15 protein-coding genes are annotated in these 16935 nt (G+C 69.3%); 11 read left to right on the top strand and 4 right to left on the bottom strand.

What is annotated here, in order from left to right; all coding sequences use genetic code 11:
- Nucleotides 1–16: 16 nt before the first annotated feature.
- Complete coding sequence (locus tag ABD255_RS03860; protein WP_344209777.1) at nucleotides 17–2200, bottom strand: MMPL family transporter; 2184 nt, start codon at nucleotides 2198–2200, stop codon at nucleotides 17–19.
- A 197-nt stretch (nucleotides 2201–2397) separates the two neighbouring features.
- Between ABD255_RS03860 and ABD255_RS03855 the strand changes: the two genes are divergently transcribed.
- From ABD255_RS03855 to ABD255_RS43620, 8 genes are read left to right on the top strand one after another with little or no spacing between them, the layout of a single operon-like run.
- On the top strand, nucleotides 2398–3780 hold the full coding sequence (locus ABD255_RS03855) for an MFS transporter (RefSeq protein WP_344209775.1): 1383 nt from the start codon (nucleotides 2398–2400) through the stop codon (nucleotides 3778–3780).
- The gene (locus ABD255_RS03850) at nucleotides 3777–5897 is read left to right on the top strand and encodes a molybdopterin oxidoreductase family protein (RefSeq protein ID WP_344209773.1); all 2121 of its coding nucleotides are present in this window, start codon (nucleotides 3777–3779) and stop codon (nucleotides 5895–5897) included. The genes ABD255_RS03855 and ABD255_RS03850 overlap by 4 nt, the downstream gene beginning before the upstream one ends.
- Nucleotides 5894–9841 (top strand): nitrite reductase large subunit NirB, encoded by a 3948-nt coding sequence (gene nirB / locus ABD255_RS03845; protein WP_344209771.1) that lies wholly within the window; start codon nucleotides 5894–5896, stop codon nucleotides 9839–9841. Before ABD255_RS03850 ends, nirB begins: the two co-directional genes overlap by 4 nt.
- Nucleotides 9838–10173: a nitrite reductase small subunit NirD gene (gene nirD / locus ABD255_RS03840; protein ID WP_344209769.1), complete on the top strand. Its 336-nt coding sequence runs from the start codon at nucleotides 9838–9840 to the stop codon at nucleotides 10171–10173. The genes nirB and nirD overlap by 4 nt, the downstream gene beginning before the upstream one ends.
- Entirely contained in the window at nucleotides 10166–11290 is a 1125-nt protein-coding gene (locus ABD255_RS03835; RefSeq protein WP_344209767.1) for a uroporphyrinogen-III synthase, read from the top strand. Before nirD ends, ABD255_RS03835 begins: the two co-directional genes overlap by 8 nt.
- Nucleotides 11287–12096, top strand: coding sequence for a sirohydrochlorin chelatase (locus ABD255_RS03830; protein ID WP_344209765.1), 810 nt, complete (start codon nucleotides 11287–11289; stop codon nucleotides 12094–12096). Before ABD255_RS03835 ends, ABD255_RS03830 begins: the two co-directional genes overlap by 4 nt.
- A 9-nt stretch (nucleotides 12097–12105) precedes the next feature.
- Nucleotides 12106–12309: a hypothetical protein gene (locus ABD255_RS03825; RefSeq protein ID WP_344209763.1), complete on the top strand. Its 204-nt coding sequence runs from the start codon at nucleotides 12106–12108 to the stop codon at nucleotides 12307–12309.
- Nucleotides 12248–12442: a DUF6891 domain-containing protein gene (locus tag ABD255_RS43620; protein WP_425554376.1), complete on the top strand. Its 195-nt coding sequence runs from the start codon at nucleotides 12248–12250 to the stop codon at nucleotides 12440–12442. The genes ABD255_RS03825 and ABD255_RS43620 overlap by 62 nt, the downstream gene beginning before the upstream one ends.
- On the opposite strand, the gene ABD255_RS03820 is transcribed toward ABD255_RS43620, so the two are convergent.
- Nucleotides 12439–12990 carry a dihydrofolate reductase family protein gene (locus ABD255_RS03820; protein WP_344209761.1) on the bottom strand — a complete coding sequence of 184 codons (552 nt, stop codon included), beginning with the start codon at nucleotides 12988–12990 and terminating at the stop codon, nucleotides 12439–12441. The genes ABD255_RS43620 and ABD255_RS03820 overlap by 4 nt on opposite strands.
- 161 nt (nucleotides 12991–13151) lie before the next feature.
- Here ABD255_RS03820 and ABD255_RS03815 point away from each other — a divergent pair, with 161 nt between their 5' ends.
- Nucleotides 13152–13544 carry a VOC family protein gene (locus ABD255_RS03815; RefSeq protein WP_344209759.1) on the top strand — a complete coding sequence of 131 codons (393 nt, stop codon included), beginning with the start codon at nucleotides 13152–13154 and terminating at the stop codon, nucleotides 13542–13544.
- Between the two features lie 35 nt (nucleotides 13545–13579).
- Here ABD255_RS03815 and ABD255_RS03810 read toward each other — a convergent pair whose 3' ends face one another.
- Nucleotides 13580–13972, bottom strand: a complete 393-nt coding sequence (locus ABD255_RS03810) for a MerR family transcriptional regulator (RefSeq protein WP_344209757.1) — start codon at nucleotides 13970–13972, stop codon at nucleotides 13580–13582.
- Between the two features lie 73 nt (nucleotides 13973–14045).
- On the opposite strand from ABD255_RS03810, the gene ABD255_RS03805 reads away from it, so the two are divergent.
- Nucleotides 14046–15212 carry an acyl-CoA dehydrogenase family protein gene (locus ABD255_RS03805; protein WP_344209755.1) on the top strand — a complete coding sequence of 389 codons (1167 nt, stop codon included), beginning with the start codon at nucleotides 14046–14048 and terminating at the stop codon, nucleotides 15210–15212.
- A gap of 12 nt (nucleotides 15213–15224) precedes the next feature.
- The gene (locus ABD255_RS03800) at nucleotides 15225–16754 is read left to right on the top strand and encodes an acyl-CoA carboxylase subunit beta (RefSeq protein ID WP_344209753.1); all 1530 of its coding nucleotides are present in this window, start codon (nucleotides 15225–15227) and stop codon (nucleotides 16752–16754) included.
- On the opposite strand, the gene ABD255_RS03795 is transcribed toward ABD255_RS03800, so the two are convergent.
- Nucleotides 16751–16906 (bottom strand): hypothetical protein, encoded by a 156-nt coding sequence (locus tag ABD255_RS03795; protein WP_344209751.1) that lies wholly within the window; start codon nucleotides 16904–16906, stop codon nucleotides 16751–16753. The genes ABD255_RS03800 and ABD255_RS03795 overlap by 4 nt on opposite strands.
- Nucleotides 16907–16935 lie beyond the last annotated feature (29 nt).

Genomic DNA, 16935 nt, shown 5'->3' with positions numbered 1-16935 from the left:
CGTCACGACGACGGGGTCACCCGGGCCCTTGCCGAGATCGGTGCGGCTGCTCGGCCCGGGCCAGTTTGCTCGGCCACCAGACCTTGCGGCCGATGTCGTAGGACAGGGCCGGAACCAGCAGCGAGCGGACGACGGTGGTGTCGAGCAGCACGCCGAAGGCAACCATGAAGGCGATCTGCACCAGGAACAGGATCGGCAGCACCGCCAGCGCGGAGAAGGTGGCCGCCAGCACCACGCCGGCCGAGGTGATCACGCCACCGGTCACCGCGAGCCCGACCAGTACGCCCCTGCGGGTGCCCTGCTCGATCGACTCCTCCCGCACCCGGGTCATCAGGAAGATCGAATAGTCGATGCCCAGAGCAACCAGGAAGACGAAGGCGTAGAGCGGGATCGACGGATCGGCGCCGGGGAAGTCGAAGAGGTGGTTGAACGCCAGCGCGCTGACGCCGACGGTGGCGGCGAACGAGAGCACGTTGCAGAGCACCAGCAGGATCGCGGCGGTGACCGAGCGCAACAGCAGCATCAGCACCACGAAGATGACCGCGAGGATGGCCGGGATGATGACCCGGAGGTCCCGGTTGCTCGCGTCCAGTACGTCGAGGTTGATCGCGGTGTTGCCGCCGACCAGGATGTCCGGGCTGACCGTGTCCAGTTCGGTGCGCAGGTGCTCGACCACCTTGGTCGCCTCGGGTGAGTCCGCCTGGACCTCCAGCGTGGCCTGTACGAGGACCTTGCCCTCGACCACCTTCGGCGGCATGCCCGGCGCCACGGAGGCGGTGGCCGTCCCGACCCCGTCGACCTTCATCGCGGTCTGGACCACCTTGTCGGCCTGATCCACCGGCGTGAGGATCTGGACCGGTGTACCGGCGCCCGCGTCGAAGTGCTTCGCCAACTGCTCCTGGCCGGTGACGGACTCGACCTCGTTGAGGAAGAGTTCGTCCTGGGAGATGCCCTCGGCCTGGAAGGTGGGCAGGAACGCGCCGCAGGCCAGCAGCGCGAGCGCGGAGATCGCCCACACCTTGCGCGGGCTGCGGCCGACCAGGCCGGACACCCGGCCCCACAGCTTCCGGCCGCCCACCTGGTCCTTGGCGTGCAGGTGGTCGAGCCGGGGGACGGCCGGCCAGAAGATCCGCCGGCCGAACGCCAGCAGCACCGCGGGCAGGAACGTCATCGAGGACACCAGCGCGCCGGCGATCCCGATCGCGCCGACCGGGCCGAGGCCCTTGGTGCTGCCCAACTGGGACAGCAGCAGGCAGAGCAGGCCGAGGATGACGGTCGCGGCGCTGGCGGCGATCGGCTCGATCGCGGCCCGCCAGGCGATCCGCATCGCCTGGTACTTGCTCTCGTAGTCGTGCAGTTCCTCCTTGTAGCGGGAGACCAGCAAGAGGGAGTAGTCCGTCGCGGCGCCGACGACCAGGATGAACAAGATGCCCTGGCTCTGGCCGTTCAGTTCGATCACGTTGTTCTCGGCCAGCGGATAGATGACCAGCGCGGCCAGGGCCAGGCCGAACACGGCGGTCAGCAGCACGGCGATGGGCAGGACCGGGCTGCGGTAGACGATCAGCAGGATCACGAACACGACCGCCAGCGCGACGCCCAGCAGGATCCCGTCGATGCCGCCGAAGGCGACCACGAAGTCCGCGAACACCCCGCCCGGACCGGTCACGTACACGTTCAGCCCGGTCGGTGTCAGGGACTGCTTGATCTCGTTGCGCATCTGGTCGGCGACGGCGAACAGCACGGTCTCGCCCTCTGTGACCACGTCGTCGGCCCGGTCGCCGTCCAGTTCGACGGTGAGCAGCAGCGCCTTCTTGTCCTCCGACGGGACCACCGTCCTGGCCGGCGACGCCAGGTAGTCCCCGATCGTCTTGCCGTTGCCGAGGTCGAGCTTCGGCACCTGGGCGAGGAAGGCGTTCGCCTTGGTCAGGTCCTCGGGGGTGATGCCGCTGTCACGCTGGATCAGGACGAAGTACGGCAGTGCCTTGGAGTCGATGAACTTGGCCGACTCGTTCGCGACCAGGGTGGACTCGGCCTGTTTGGGCAGGAAGTTGGCGTTGTCGTTCTCCTGCACCTCGCTGAGCCGGCCGACGGTCGGGCCGCCGAGCGAGCCCAGCACCAGCCAGGCGATCAGCACCGCCGCGATACCCGCCCGCCATGCCCAGCGGCGGTTCTGCCGCCTGCCCACCTGCTGCTGCTCCACCAGGACCCCCTCGTCCGATCGGTTGAGTCCGAACAGTACCCACGCCGGGGGACACCTCGTCGGGCTACTTCTCTCACACCCCGGCGCGAGGTGTGCGGGAGCCGTTTCGACGGCGTAACAACGAGATGACCACTCGGAAACACCCCGGTCATAGCGTCCTGGCCTAATCAGTGAGGTCGATTGATCGGAGACGAACGATGACGCTCGAGGCTCGACCGGAGGTCGTTGCTCCGCGCGACCGGACCGGCGCGGTGGGCACTGTCGAGGCGCCCAGGCGCGGGCGGTGGATCGACGTCTGGGACCCCGAGGACACCGGATTCTGGGCCGAGAAGGGCCGCCGGGTGGCCCGGCGGAACCTGTGGCCGTCGATCTTCGCGGAGTTCCTGGGCTTCTCGGTCTGGCAGCTGTGGAGCATCGTGGTGGTCTCGCTGCCGGCCGCGGGCTTCGCCTACACGATGGACCAGATGTTCTGGCTGGTGGCGCTGCCGAGCCTGGTCGGAGCCACCCTGCGGCTGCCGTACACGTTCGCGGTGCCGAAGTTCGGCGGCCGCAACTGGACGATGGTGTCCGCGCTGCTGCTGCTGATCCCGTCGCTCGGACTGGCGTACTTCGTCAGCCGGCCGGACACCCCGTTCTGGCTGATGGCCCTGGTCGCGGCGACCGCCGGCGCCGGTGGCGGCAACTTCGCCAGCAGCATGACCAACATCTCCTTCTTCTTCCCCGAGCGGGACAAGGGCTTCGCGCTCGGCCTGAACGCGGCCGGCGGCAACCTCGGCGTCGCCGTCGTCCAGTTGCTGGTGCCGATCGTGATCGTGGCCGGCGCCGGGCTGACGCTGAACCGGGCCGGGCTGATGTGGGTCCCGCTGATCATCCTGGCGGCGGTGCTGGCCTGGAAGGTGATGGACAACCTGTCCGCGGCCACCTCCTCGTTCCGCGCCTCGATCGCGGCGGCGAAGCGGCCGCACACCTGGGTCATCTCGTTCCTCTACATCGGCACCTTCGGCTCGTTCATCGGCTTCGGGGCGGCCTTCCCGCTGCTGATCAAGACCACCTTCCCCGAGATCACGGTGGCGCACATCGCCTTCCTCGGCGCCCTGGTCGGCTCGGTCTCCCGGCCGTTCGGCGGCAAGCTGGCCGACCTGGTCGGCGGCGCCTGGGTGACGGTCTGCGCGTTCGTGGTGATGGGACTGGGCATCCTGTCGGCGATCGTCGCGCTGAAGGCGGAGAGCTTCACCGGGTTCCTGCTCAGCTTCCTGGTGCTGTTCGTGGCCAGCGGCGCCGGCAACGGGTCGACGTACCGGATGATTCCGGCGGTGTTCCGGCAGACGACGAGGGATCTGGACGGCAGGACCGACCTGGTCCGGGCCCGTCGCGAGGCCGCGGCCTGCATCGGGATCGCCTCCGCGGTCGGCGCGTACGGCGGGTTCCTGGTCCCCCGCGGGTTCGCGATGTCCACCAGCCAGTACGGCTCGCTCGTACCGGCTCTGTACACCTTCTGCGGGTTCTACGTCGTCTGCCTGGCCGTCACCTACTTCTGCTACCTGCGTCGGGGTGGCCCGCTCAGCCAGGAGCGTGTGTGACCGCTGTAGCCACCCACTGCCCGTACTGCGCGTTGCAGTGCGCCACGACCCTGCACCCGGTCGAGAGGCCGGGTGCGGTCGAGGTGCAGCCGCGGGACTTCCCCACGAACCGTGGCGGCCTCTGCCGCAAGGGCTGGACGGCTCCGGAGGTTCTGACGGTGTCTGACCGGCTCACCCAGCCGCTGGTCCGCAACGCCGCCGGGGACCTGGTCGAGACGACCTGGGAGGCCGCACTGGACTTCGTGGCTGACCGGATCCGCTCGCTGCAGGAGGCGCACGGCAACGACGCGGTCGCCGTGTTCGGCGGCGGCGGACTCACCAACGAGAAGGCCTATGCCCTGGGCAAGTTCGCCCGGGTCACCCTGCGAACCTCGAACGTGGACTACAACGGCCGGTTCTGTATGTCGTCCGCGGCAGCGGCGTCGAACCGCGCCTTCGGTATCGATCGGGGACTGCCGTTCCCGCTGGCGGACCTCGGTGGCGCGGGCGCGATCCTGCTGGTCGGCAGCAATATCGCCGAGACGATGCCACCTGCCGTTGCGCACCTGTCCGGCGCACGGGAGGCAGGTGGTCTGCTCGTCGTCGACCCCCGCCGTACTGCGACCGCCGGGCTGACCGAGGAGGGCGCTGGGGTCCACCTGCAGGCGACTCCCGGGACTGATCTGGCGTTGGTGCTCGCGCTGACGCACGTAGTACTGCAGGAGAACCTTGCTGACACCGCCTACTTGGCGGAGCGGACGGATGACCCGGACGGGTTGTTCCGGTCGACTGCCGGTTGGTGGCCGGAGCGGGCCGAACGCGTTACCGGCGTACCGGCTGCGACGATCCGGCGGGCAGCGCGAGTACTTGCCGCGGCTGCGCCTGTGCACGGCGGCGCGGGCGCGTACATCCTGACGGGGCGAGGCGCTGAGCAACACAGCAAGGGCACGGACACCGTTACGGCCTGCATCAACCTCGCGCTCGCTCTTGGGCTGCCCGGGAAGGTGGGGAGCGGCTACGGCTGCATCACCGGCCAGGGCAACGGCCAAGGCGGCCGCGAACACGGTCAGAAGGCCGACCAGCTTCCCGGCTACCGGAGCATCTCCGACCCCACCGCGCGCAGTTATGTCGCCGGAGTCTGGGGAGTCTCGCCGGACGATCTGCCGGGACCTGGGCGGAGCGCGGTCGAACTGATCAACTCCCTCGGTACTGCGGACGGCCCGCGCGCGTTGCTCGTCCACGGCAGCAACCTGCTGGTCTCGGCACCACGCCTCGCGTCGGTTCGTGAGCGACTGGCGGCGCTGGATCTGCTGGTCGTGGCCGACGTGGTGCCGTCCGAGACCGCGTTGCTGGCCGACGTCGTCTTCCCGGTCACCCAGTGGGCCGAGGAGGAAGGCACGATGACATCTCTCGAAGGCCGCGTACTGCGCCGCCGGGTTGCCGTCGAGCCGCCGGGCGAGGTCCGCAGCGATCTGGCTGTGTTCGCCGGCCTGGCCGAGCGGCTGCGGCCGTCCATCCCGTTCTCGATGGATCCTTCGGCCGTCTACGAGGAGCTGCGAGTCGCCAGCGCCGGTGGCATCGCGGACTACTCAGGGATCAGCTGGGATCGGCTGGACGCCGGCGAGGCGCTGTTCTGGCCGTGCCCGTCAGAGGACCACACGGGCACGCCGCGGTTGTTCGCGGACCGCTTCGGTACTCCGGACGGCCGCGCGCGGGTGGTCGCCGTCGACCACCGGCCGGTCGCGGACGACCTCACTGCCGAGGCGCCGCTCTATCTGGTGACAGGCCGGCTGCTGCAGCACTACCAGAGCGGCGCGCAGACCCGCCGGGTGGCGGAACTGGCTGAGGCCGAGCCAGAGGTGTACGCGGAGATCCATCCGCGGGTGGCGGCGCAGTTGGGTGTCGTGGACGGGCGGCCGGTGCGGCTGCGGACCGCGCGCGGCTCGATGGTGCTCCCCGCGCGGGTGACGTCCGACGTACGGCCGGACACGGTGTTCGTGCCGTTCCACTACGGCGGGGAGGGCGCGGTGAACGAGTTGACCAACGACGCGCTCGACCCGATCTCACGGATGCCGGAGTTCAAGGTCTGCGCGGTTGAGCTGACCTCCGCGGTGTCGCTGATGGAGGTGCCGGCATGAGCGAACGCGTGGTGATCATCGGTGCGGGAATGGCCGGGACGCGGTTGGCCTCGGAGCTCGGCGCGGACTTCGACGTGGTGCTGCTCGGTGACGAGGGGTTCTACCACCGGAGCCGGTTGACGGAGTACGTCGCCGGCCGCGCCGCGGCGCCTGTCGTCGACGAGGCGTTGGCGGCGGGGTCTTCGGGTGCGGTGAGGCTTGCTTCTGGGGTGGCGGTGGATCGGGGTGCTCGGGTCGTCCGGGACAGCTTGGGGCGGAACTGGGATTATGACCACGTGGTCTTCGCGACCGGCGCCGAGCCAGTGGTTCCAGCGGGTCTCGAGGGCTTCCAGACGTTGCGCACGGCATCGGACGCAACCGCGATCGTCGAGGTGGCGTCGCGGGTACGCCGCGCGGTGGTCCTCGGCGGCGGCGTGCTCGGCGTCGAAACAGCATGCGCGTTGCGTGAGCGCGGGGTCGCGGTCACACTCGTTCATGACGGGGAAACCCTGCTGGACAAGACGGTCCGGCCCACTGCCGGCCGCTGGATCACCCGCTCGGTCCGCGAACTCGGCATCGAGGTCCTGCTCAACTCCGAGGTCGGCCGCGCCACCGTCAAGGACGGCACCTTCAAGTCCCTGCAACTGACCGGCGGCCGAGCAGTCTTCGGCGAACTGCTGGTGGTCGCCTGCGGAGTAACTGCTCGCACGGATCTGGCCGCCGCCGCTGGGGTGAGAGTCGCCGACGGAATCGTCGTCGACCACACGTTGACCAGCCCCGACGACCCCCGCGTCCACGCGATCGGCGACTGCGCCCAGCTCGACGGCCGGCTCACCGGCACTGTCGAAGCAGCCTGGGACCAGGCCGCAGCGCTCGCCCAGCACCTCACCACGGCGACCCCCTCCTCCACCGACGCCGGCGCGGCGGCGCCTGAAGTTGTTCGGTTGACGGCCGGCGGGCTGGACGTGCTGGTGCTCGGCGACAGGGACGCCGACGGCGAGGTCGTGCGGCTGGACGACGGGAAGCGGTATGTGCGGGCCGTCCTGAACGAAGGCGTCGTGGTCGCCGCGGTGGCGGTGGGGGCGGCTGAGGTGGCGGCTGAGTTGGTGCTGCTGGCGGATCGGCGCACCCCGGTGCTGGGCGATTCGTTGCTGACGGCACCGGAACGGCCGCAGAAGAAGGCGTTGACCGTCTGCCGGTGCAACGGAGTGACCAGGGCTGCGATCGAGGCAGCGTGGCAGGGCGGTGCCGACAGCGTGGCCGGCATCGCGGCGACAACCAGGGCGACCACCGGTTGCGGCAGCTGTATCGGCGCTGTCGGCAACCTTCTCGACCGGCTCCGGAGCGGCGAGACCGAACCCGTCCCCACCAGGAGGGCAACCATGACAGAGATCGAGAAGGCCCGGCACTTGGTGATCGTGGGTGGCGGCATGGTCGCCCACCGGCTGGTGGAGGCACTGCGCTCCCGCGACACCGAGGTCCAGTGGCGCGTCACCGTGCTCGCTGAGGAGCCGCGGATGCCGTACGACCGGGTCGCGCTGACCAGCTACTTCTCTGGCCGCGACCCGCACGACCTCTCGCTGGGCGACCCGGAGCTGTGGGACGACCCCGCAGTGACGCTGCGCAAGGGCGTCGCGGTCGCCTCCCTCGACGTCGAGGCGAAGACGGTCCGGACCACCCGCGACGAGGTGATCGGGTACGACGAACTGGTGCTCGCCACCGGCTCGAGCGCGTTCGTCCCGCCGGTGAAGAACAGCGACGCGGTCGGCTGCTTCGTCTACCGCACCATCGACGACGTCGCCGCCCTGCGGGTCTACGTCGAGCGGCTGCGGTCCGAGGGCAAGGACGTGAACGGTGTCGTGGTCGGCGGTGGCCTCCTCGGCCTGGAAGCCGCCGGTGCGCTCCGGGCACTGGGCGCGGCGACGAAGGTCGTCGAGTTCGCGCCGCGGCTGATGCCGTTGCAGGTCGACGAGGGCGGCGGCAGCGCGCTGGCCCGGCTGATCCGCGACCTCGACGTCGACGTGCTCACCTCCACCCAGACCACCCGGGTGAAGACCAACTCCCAGGGCGCGGCCAAGGCGATGGCAGTTGCCGACGGCCCCGATCTGCCCGCGGACGTGGTGGTCTTCGCCACCGGCGTGCGGCCCCGGGACGAGCTCGGCCGCGCGGCCGGCCTGGCGGTCGGCGAACGCGGCGGTGTCGTCGTCGACGACAGCTGCCGTACTACGGTGCCCGGCGTCTGGGCGATCGGTGAAGTGGCCTGCATCGAGGGCCGGGTCTGGGGTCTGGTTGCCCCCGGCTACGCGATGGCCGAGATCGTTGCCGACCGCCTCCTGGGTGGTGAGGCGACTTTCCCGGGTGCCGACTCCTCGACCAAGCTGAAGCTGCTCGGCGTCGACGTGGCCAGCTTCGGCGATGCTTTCGGTGCCACCGAGGGCGCACTCGACATCGTGTACGCCGACCCGGTGGCCGGGGTCTACAAGAAGCTCGTGCTGTCGGATGACGCCCGCACCCTGCTCGGCGGAATCCTGGTCGGCGACGCGTCGGCGTACTCGGGACTGCGGCCGATGGTGGGACGCCAGCTCGGCGCGGACCCGGCGTCGTACCTGCTGCCGGAGGGATCGCAGCCGGTACAGCTGGACCTGCCGGACGACGCGCCCGTGTGCTCGTGCAACAACGTCGCGGCCGGGACGATTCGCTGCGCGGTACGGGACGAGGGCTGCGGCGACCTGAAGTCGTTGTGTGGCAAGACCAAGGCCGGGACCAGCTGTGGTTCGTGCCTGCCGATCGTGAAGAACCTGCTCAACGCGGAGCTCGCCGCGGCCGGTGTCGAGGTCAGCAAGGCGCTGTGCGAGCACTTCGCGTTGTCCCGCGCGGAGCTGTTCGACGTCGTCCGGGTGACCGAACTGCGGACCTTCAGCGAGATCGTCGATCGGCACGGCAGCGGTCGTGGCTGCGACATCTGCAAGCCGGTGGTGGCGTCGATCCTGTCCAGCCTCGACCCGGCCGGGCACGTGCTCGACGGCGAGCGCGCGACGCTGCAGGACACCAACGACCACGTGATGGCGAACATCCAGAAGGACGGCACGTACTCCGTGGTGCCGCGGATCCCCGGCGGCGAGGTGACGCCCGAGGGCCTGATCGCGATCGGCCAGGTGGCGAAGGACTTCGGCCTCTACACCAAGATCACCGGCGGTCAGCGGGTCGACCTGTTCGGCGCGCGGATCGAGCAGCTGCCGGCGATCTGGAAGCGGCTGGTGGAGGCCGGGTTCGAGTCCGGGCACGCCTACGGCAAGGCGCTGCGGACGGTGAAGTCGTGCGTCGGCTCCACCTGGTGCCGGTACGGCGTACAGGACTCGGTGGGGATGGCGATCGCGCTGGAGCTGCGCTATCGCGGACTGCGGTCGCCGCACAAGATCAAGCTCGGCGTGTCCGGGTGCGCGCGCGAGTGCGCCGAGGCGCGCGGCAAGGACGTCGGCGTGATCGCGACCGAGAACGGCTGGAACCTGTACGTCGGCGGCAACGGCGGGATGACGCCGCGGCACGCGCAGCTGCTCGCCTCCGACCTGACCGACGAGCAGTTGCTGCAGGCAATCGACCGATTCCTGATGTACTACGTGCGCACCGGCGACCGGCTGCAGCGGACCGCCGTCTGGATCAACGAGATCGAGGGCGGCCTGGACCACGTCCGTGAGGTGGTGATGGACGACAGCCTCGGCATCGCGGCCGACCTGGACGCGGCGATGGCCGCGCACGTCGACTCCTACGTCGACGAGTGGCAGGCCACCTTGCAGGACCCGGACAAGCTGGCCCGGTTCGTGTCGTTCGTGAACGCCCCGGACCAGCCCGACGCCGACCTGCGCTACGTGGTCGAACGCAATCAGCCGCGGCCGGCTACCCCGGCCGAACGCGGACAACTGGAGCCGGTCCTGCTCGCCGGTCCCCGATTGGAGGTACGCCGATGACCCTTCAGACGATGACAGCGGTGGTGGTGTGCGGGTACGACGCCCTGCTGCCGGAGCGAGGTGTCGCCGCCCTGGTCGGGGATCGCCAGATCGCGCTGTTCCGGACGTACGACGGGTCGGTGTTCGCGCTCGGCAACCAGGACCCGGTCAGCGGCGCGAACGTGATGTCGCGCGGCATCGTCGGCAGCCGCGGCGACGTACCTACGGTGGCGTCGCCGATGTTCAAGCAGGTGTACGACCTGCGCACCGGGGTCTGCCTGGACGACCCGGAGTTGGTGATCCCGGCGTACCCGGTCAACGTGGTCGACGGTCAGGTGATCGTCGGTGACTAAGCCCGGTCCGCTGAGCGGCTGCACGATCGCGGTCACCGCCCACCGCCGGGCGGAGGACCTGATCGCGTCGTTCGAGCGCCGGGGCGCGAAGGTCGTGCACGCGCCGACCCTGCAGATCGTGCCGGCCGCCGACGACCAGCCGCTGATCGAGGCCACCCGGCGGGTGATCGCGAACCCGCCGGACGACGTGGTGGTCACCACCGCGGTCGGCTTCCGCGGCTGGATCGAGGCCGCCGACACGGTCGGGCTGGCCGCGGATCTGCTCAGCACGCTGGAGCAGTCGCGGCTGCTCGCGCGCGGTCCGAAGGCGCGCGGCGCGATCCGGGCAGCAGGGTTGGTGGAGCACTGGTCGGCGCGGTCGGAGACGACGGCCGAGGTGGTCGACTGGTTGCGGGACCAGGGCGTCTCGGGGCGCAAGATCGTCGTACAGCTGCACGGGTTGTCGGATCCGGCGTTGCAGGACACGCTGCGGTCGGTCGGCGCGTCCGTACGCGGGCTGGAGGTGTACCGCTGGGGACCGGCGCCTGATCCGGCGGCGGTCGAGCGGATGATCGGCCTGATCTGCTCGGGTGGGGTCGATGCTGTTGTGCACACGTCGGCGCCCGGTGCGCAGGCGCTGCTGGACGCGGCGGCACTGAACGGCCAATACGACGCGCTGGTGTCGGCGTTGCGGACCGGCCGGGTGCTGAACGCCTGCGTCGGGCCGATCACGGCCGCACCCTTTGTGACGTTGGGTTTGGAGCCGCTGGTGCCGGATCGCTTCCGGCTGGGGGCGCTGATCCGGATCGTCACGGATCGGTTGACCGATGACAACGCGCGCTCGATCGAGACGGCCTTCGGTCAGCTGGTGATTCGCGGTGGTGCCGCTGTTCTTGATGGCGTGGTGTTGCCGCTCGGTCCTGGTCCCCGAGCGGTCCTGGCCGCGCTGGTCGCGGCTGGTGGAGATGTGGTCTCGCGGCCGGATCTGCTGGCTGTGTTGCCTGGTGCCGAAGACGTCCATGCCGTGGAGGTGACGGTGAACAGACTCCGTACTGCGGTTGGCCGCCCCGAGTTGGTCCGCACGGTCGTGCGGCGGGGGTATCGGTTGGCGATCGAGCCGGTGGGGTTGCCCTCATGACGGTCGATCTGATCGCGGCGGCACATGGGACGGCGGATCCGCGGGGTATTCGCGAGGTGCACACGCTGGTGCGGCTGATGGCCGCTCAGCGACCGGAGGTTCCTATCTCGCTCGGCTTCGTGGATGTCGACGTACCGGCGTTGCCATCGCTTGTCGACCGGGTGGTTGCTGATAGCAATGAGGCGGTGATCGTGCCGCTGTTGTTGAGTAGCGGCTATCACACAGCGGTGGATATTGCCCGCGAAGCGACCCGTCGGCCTACCCGGATTCACGCTGCCCCTGCCCTCGGTCCTGATCCCGCGCTGGCCGACGTCCTGGCCGACCGCCTCCGCGAGTGCCTGCACCCCACGTCAACCGCTCAGTCCGGCACCTGCTCCGGTCCAGGTGATCTCCTCGGCGTGCGGTGCGGCGCTTTCGATGAGGTTGATCGGGTTGTGCTCGCGGCTGCGGGGTCCTCGGATCAACGGGCCTTGCTCGACTGCTCGGCGACCGCCGCGATGCTTGCCGAGGTGATCGACCGGCCGGTCGAGGTCGGCTATGTCTCCGGCGCGGGCGAACGCCTCGGCCCCGTCCTCGCGCGGACGACCGGCCTCGCCGGCCCCGCGCACCGCAGTACGAGCCGGGTCGTGGTTGCCACGTATCTGCTCGCGCCGGGGTTCTTCGCCGACCGGGTGAAGCGCATCGCCGGGGACCTCCCCGTCAGCGCACCCCTCGGCGCCGACAGCCGGATCGCCGAGCTCGCCCTGCGCAGATTCGACCAAGCCCAGGCGCCGGCGATCGGCGAACTGTCGGCGGTCGCTGTCTAAGCTTCGCGGGTGGGATTCTTCGACAAGTTCAAGCGCGGTGCCGTACCCGCAGCCGACGTACAGCCAGTTCCTGGGAAGGCTCCTGGTGCCGAGGCCGTGGCGGAGTTGCGCGATCAGATCGTGCTCTGGGTGCGGCCCGGGTTCAACGACCGTGACGACGTCCTGCAGTACGCGCGCGAGTCCTGCGAGGACGGTGCAGGGCAGGGTCGCTGAGCAGGATGAAGAGATCGGCCGCCGGATCGAGGCCGCCCTCCGCGCCCAGCACCTGCCGGTCGAGTGGAACGGCTCATCCCAGCAACGAATCTCCGTAGGTCCGCTGACCTGGCAACGCCGCCTGCCGGCTTAATTCTTGGCTGGGCGATAGGTGGCGAGGATGACACCGGTCGTCGTAGTGACCGTGTCGATCAGCTCCAGCGCCGTGTGACCGTTGAAGAGCCGGCGCCCGGTGCCCAGTGTCAACGGGTGAATGAGCAGCTTGTACTCGTGGATCTGCTCGTGGATGGAGCCGATCAGCTCACCGCTGCCGAGGATGACCAGGTTCTGGTCCTGCTTGAGCTCTTCTAGATCCGCCGCCTTGACGACGGTGGAGTTGGCCCAGGGGAGCGGGTCGGTGAGCGTGTTCGAGACAACGTACTTCTGCTGGCGGTTGAGCACCTCGGTATACGGATTGTCCGTCTGCTTCGGCCAAAAGTCAGCGAACCCCTCGTAGGTCCGGCGCCCGAGCAGCAATGCTCCTTGCCCGGTATCACCCATCAGCCGACCCATCGCATCCCGGCTGTACGGCACCGCCCACCCGCCGTACTCGAACCCGTCCCGAGTGTCCTCATCCGGACGCCCCGGCGCCTGCATCACACCATCCAGCGTCAGGTTGCAGACGACAGTGATCTTCCCCATGGTGGCTCCTCACCCTCCCAGCCGGTCCGTTCCCGGCCTCTCACCCCCTACACGAACACCACCCTCCCGGCTCGACACTTCACCGGCAGCCCACCCCACGGCTTATCTCGCTGTCGAACACTGCGAATAGCATGTGGCCTTCGTGACTGGGAGGTTCGGAGATGGCCAGTAAGTTCACCGAGCTTGCGATCGACTGTGCCGATCCCGCGGGTCTCGCCCGGTTCTGGTGCGCGGTCCTCGACTACGAGGTGCAAGACGAACACGACGGAGTTGTCACCATCGGCTCGCCTCTGGTGCCTGAAGGCAAGAATCACCCTGGCCCAGTGCCACCGACGCTGACCTTCGCGCGCGTGCCCGAGCGCAAGACCCTCAAGAACAGACTCCACCTCGACCTCAACCCAACCGACAGGGAACAAGACGAAGAGGTCCGCCGCCTACTCGACCTAGGTGCCAGACACGCCGACGTCGGCCAAGGCGACGAGAACAGCTGGGTCGTACTCGCCGACCCAGAAGGCAACGAGTTCTGCGTCCTCGCGAGCCGAGTCCGCGGCTGAACGGAGGCGCGGCGTGGGGGCGCCGTACGCCGTACTTACTTCCCGCGGAGGGACTTGAGGTCGGACTGGCAGCGGTGTTCCACCTCGGCCAGTTCCTTCAGCGTTTCGTCGATGTCCCGGCGGCGTTGTTCCAGTTCGGCTCGGCGGGTGGTGATCTGGTCGAGGAGATAGACGAGTTGGCCCTCCTCGCCGGGTTCGGCGTCGTACATGTCGACGATGGTGGCGATCTCGTCGAGGGAGAAGCCGAGGCGCTTGCCGCGCAGGATCAACCCCAGCCGCACCCGGTCGCGCGCGTGGTAGACGCGGACGGTGCCGCGGCGTTCGGGCGTGAGCAGCCCGCGGTCCTCGTAGAAGCGGATCGTGCGCAGGGTGACGTCGTACTCGGCGGCCAGTTCGGCGATCGTCCAGGTCCGCGCATCGAGAGTCACCGGAACATTGTGCACACACCCCACTGTGCTTTACGTTTACGTAAGCGTCAATCACGAGCTTGGGAGCGCCAGAATGTCGTACGAGCTGTCCGAAGAGCACCGCGAGTTCCGCCACAGCGTGCGCGACTTCGCCCAGGCCGAGATCGCCCCGCACGCCGCGGAGTGGGACCGCAAGCACTATTTCCCGGTCGAGGTGGTCCAGAAGATGGGCGCGCTCGGCCTGTTCGGGCTGACCGCGCCGGAGGAGTTCGGCGGGTCCGGCGGGGACTTCACCAGCCTGTGCGTGGCGATCGAGGAGATCGCCAAGGTCGACCAGTCGATGGGCATCACGCTCGAGGCGGCGGTCGGGCTCGGGATCAACCCGATCCTCACCTTCGGCACCGACGCGCAGAAGCAGCAGTGGCTGCCCGATCTGGTCGCCGGCCGCCGGCTGGCCGGATTCGGTCTGACCGAGCCGGAGTCCGGCTCCGACGCGGGCGCGACCAAGACCAGGGCCGTGCTCGACGACGGCGAATGGGTGATCGACGGCTCGAAGCAGTTCATCACCAACTCCGGCTCGAGCATCACCTCGCTGGTCACCGTGACCGCCCGCACCGGCGAGAAGCCCGACGGCCGGCCGGAGATCTCCACGATCATCGTCCCGACCGGTACGCCGGGCTTCGTGGCGGAGGCGGCGTACGACAAGCTCGGCTGGCACGCCTCCGACACCCACCCGCTGTCGTTCTCCGGCTGCCGGGTTCCGGAGGAGAACCTGCTCGGCGAGCGCGGCAAGGGGTTCGGGCAGTTCCTCGCCACCCTGGACGACGGCCGGGTCGCCATCGGCGCGGTGGCGCTGGGCTGCATCAAGGCGTGCCTGGAGATGTCGGTGCAGTACGCCGGCGAGCGCAAGACCTTCGGCGTACCGATCGGCCAGAAGCAGGGGGTCGCGTTCCAGATCTCCGACCTGAAGGTGATGGCCGACGCGGCCGAACTGCTCGTCTACCGGGCGGCGGCGCTCAAGGACGCCGGTGCTCCGGTCCAGGAGTTCAAGCAGGCCGCGGCTGTCGCCAAGCTGTACGCGACCGAGTCCGCGGTCACCGCGACCCGGATCGCCACCCAGGTCTTCGGCGGCTACGGCTTCATGGAGGAGTACCCCGTGACGCGGTTCTACCGCGACGCCAAGATCCTCGAGATCGGCGAAGGGACCTCCGAGGTCCAGCGGATGCTCATCGCCCGCGGTCTGGGGCTCCCTGTTGAGTGACAGGATGGCCGCATGAGCCGGGATCACTGGACCGAGGTCAAGGTCGCGCGTGAGGCCACGCTGGCACCGCCCGAGAAGGCGGCGGCCAAGCTCGCCTCGCAGAACAAGTTGTACGTCCGGGACCGGATCGCGCTGCTCGTCGACGAGGGCAGTTTCGTCGAGGACGCCCAACTCGCCAACGCGCTGAACCCCGGCCTGCCCGCGGACGGCGTCGTCACCGGGCGCGCCCTGGTCGACGGCCGTCCGGCGCTGCTGGTCGCGAACGACCCGACGGTCAAGGCCGGGTCGTGGGGTGCCCGGACGGTCGAGAAGATCGTCCGGATCACCGAGGTGGCGCTGCGCGACGAACTGCCGATCTTCTGGCTGATCGACTCGGCCGGCGCCCGGATCACCGACCAGGTCGACCTCTTCCCGGGCCGGCGCGGCGCCGGCCGGATCTTCCACAACCAGGTCGCCCTGTCCGGCAAGGTGCCGCAGATCTGCTGCCTGTTCGGCCCCTCGGCCGCGGGCGGCGCGTACATCCCGGCCTTCTGCGACCTGGTGATCATGGTCGATGGCAACGCCTCGATGTACCTGGGCTCGCCCCGGATGGCCGAGATGGTGGTCGGCGAGAAGGTGACGCTGGAGGAGATGGGCGGCGCCCGGATGCACACCACCGTGTCCGGCTGTGGCGACCTGCTCGCTTCCGACGACGCCGAGGCGATCGACCTGGCCAAGCAGTACTTCTCGTACCTGCCCGGCTCGTGGCAGGCGCAGCCCCCGTCGTACGACGCCTCGCCCGCGGGCCGGGACTTCACCCGGGACCTGGTTCCGGTCGAGGAGAGCGTCGGGTTCGACATCCACGACGTGATCGACGCGCTGCTGGACGCGGACACGTTCTTCGAGGTCAAGCCGACGTACGCGCCGGAACTCGTCACCGGGTTCGGACTGCTGGCCGGCCAGGTGGTCGGCATCGTGGCGAACCAGCCGGCCGTGAAGGGCGGCGTGCTGTTCGTCGACTCGGCGGACAAGGCGGCCAGGTTCATCTGGCTCTGCGACGCGTTCAACGTGCCGCTGGTGTATCTGTGCGACGTACCGGGCTTCATGATCGGCTCGGAGGTCGAGCGGGCCGGGATCATCCGGCACGGCGCGAAGATGATCACCGCGGTGTCGGAGGCGACCGTGCCGACGGTGTCGGTGATCGTCCGGAAGGCCTACGGGGCCGGGCTCTACGCGATGTGCGGGCCGGGGTTCTCGCCGGACGCGTGCGTCGCGTTGCCGACGGCGAAGATCGCGGTGATGGGTCCGGAGGCGGCGATCAACGCCGTCTACTACAACAAGATCCAGGAGATCGCGGACGCCACCGAGCGGGTCGAGTACGTCTCCAAGCTGCGCGAGGAGTACGAGACCGACATCGACATCCTCCGGCTGGCCGCGGACCTCGTCATCGACGCGATCGTCGAGCCGGAGAACCTCCGCGACGACCTGATCTCCCGGCTGGCCGCCGCCCAGACGAAGAACCGCCACTTCAGCACCCGCCGGCACGGAGTACCGCCGGTCTAGGGCCTCCAGGGCTTGAACGTGGCGTACTCGAGCGGGTCGTCGTCCTCGTCCAGCGTCTGGATATCGAGCGGCCCGTACTCCGACGCCAGGTGCTTGTAGTCGGCGGGGAGCGGCAACCCGAGCCACGCCTCGGCGGCATCCTGGTCACTCACCCGCCGCATTCTGCCTTGCTTGAGGTTGT

Source organism: Kribbella sancticallisti (assembly GCF_039530625.1).
GTDB lineage: Bacteria > Actinomycetota > Actinomycetes > Propionibacteriales > Kribbellaceae > Kribbella > Kribbella sancticallisti.
Note: the sequence above shows the minus strand (reverse complement) of the source record. Positions and strands in the feature narration are given on the sequence as shown.

Excerpts from the sequence above, each read along its gene's own strand:
- ABD255_RS03855 (WP_344209775.1), top strand. The coding sequence starts at position 2,398 with ATGACGCTCGAGGCTCGACCGGAGGTCGTTGCTCCGCGCGACCGGACC.
- ABD255_RS03830 (WP_344209765.1), top strand. The coding sequence starts at position 11,287 with ATGACGGTCGATCTGATCGCGGCGGCACATGGGACGGCGGATCCGCGG.
- ABD255_RS03805 (WP_344209755.1), top strand. The coding sequence starts at position 14,046 with ATGTCGTACGAGCTGTCCGAAGAGCACCGCGAGTTCCGCCACAGCGTG.
- nirB (WP_344209771.1), top strand. The coding sequence starts at position 5,894 with ATGAGCGAACGCGTGGTGATCATCGGTGCGGGAATGGCCGGGACGCGG.
- nirD (WP_344209769.1), top strand. The coding sequence starts at position 9,838 with ATGACCCTTCAGACGATGACAGCGGTGGTGGTGTGCGGGTACGACGCC.
- ABD255_RS03820 (WP_344209761.1), bottom strand. The coding sequence starts at position 12,990 with ATGGGGAAGATCACTGTCGTCTGCAACCTGACGCTGGATGGTGTGATG.
- ABD255_RS03800 (WP_344209753.1), top strand. The coding sequence starts at position 15,225 with ATGAGCCGGGATCACTGGACCGAGGTCAAGGTCGCGCGTGAGGCCACG.
- ABD255_RS03815 (WP_344209759.1), top strand. The coding sequence starts at position 13,152 with ATGGCCAGTAAGTTCACCGAGCTTGCGATCGACTGTGCCGATCCCGCG.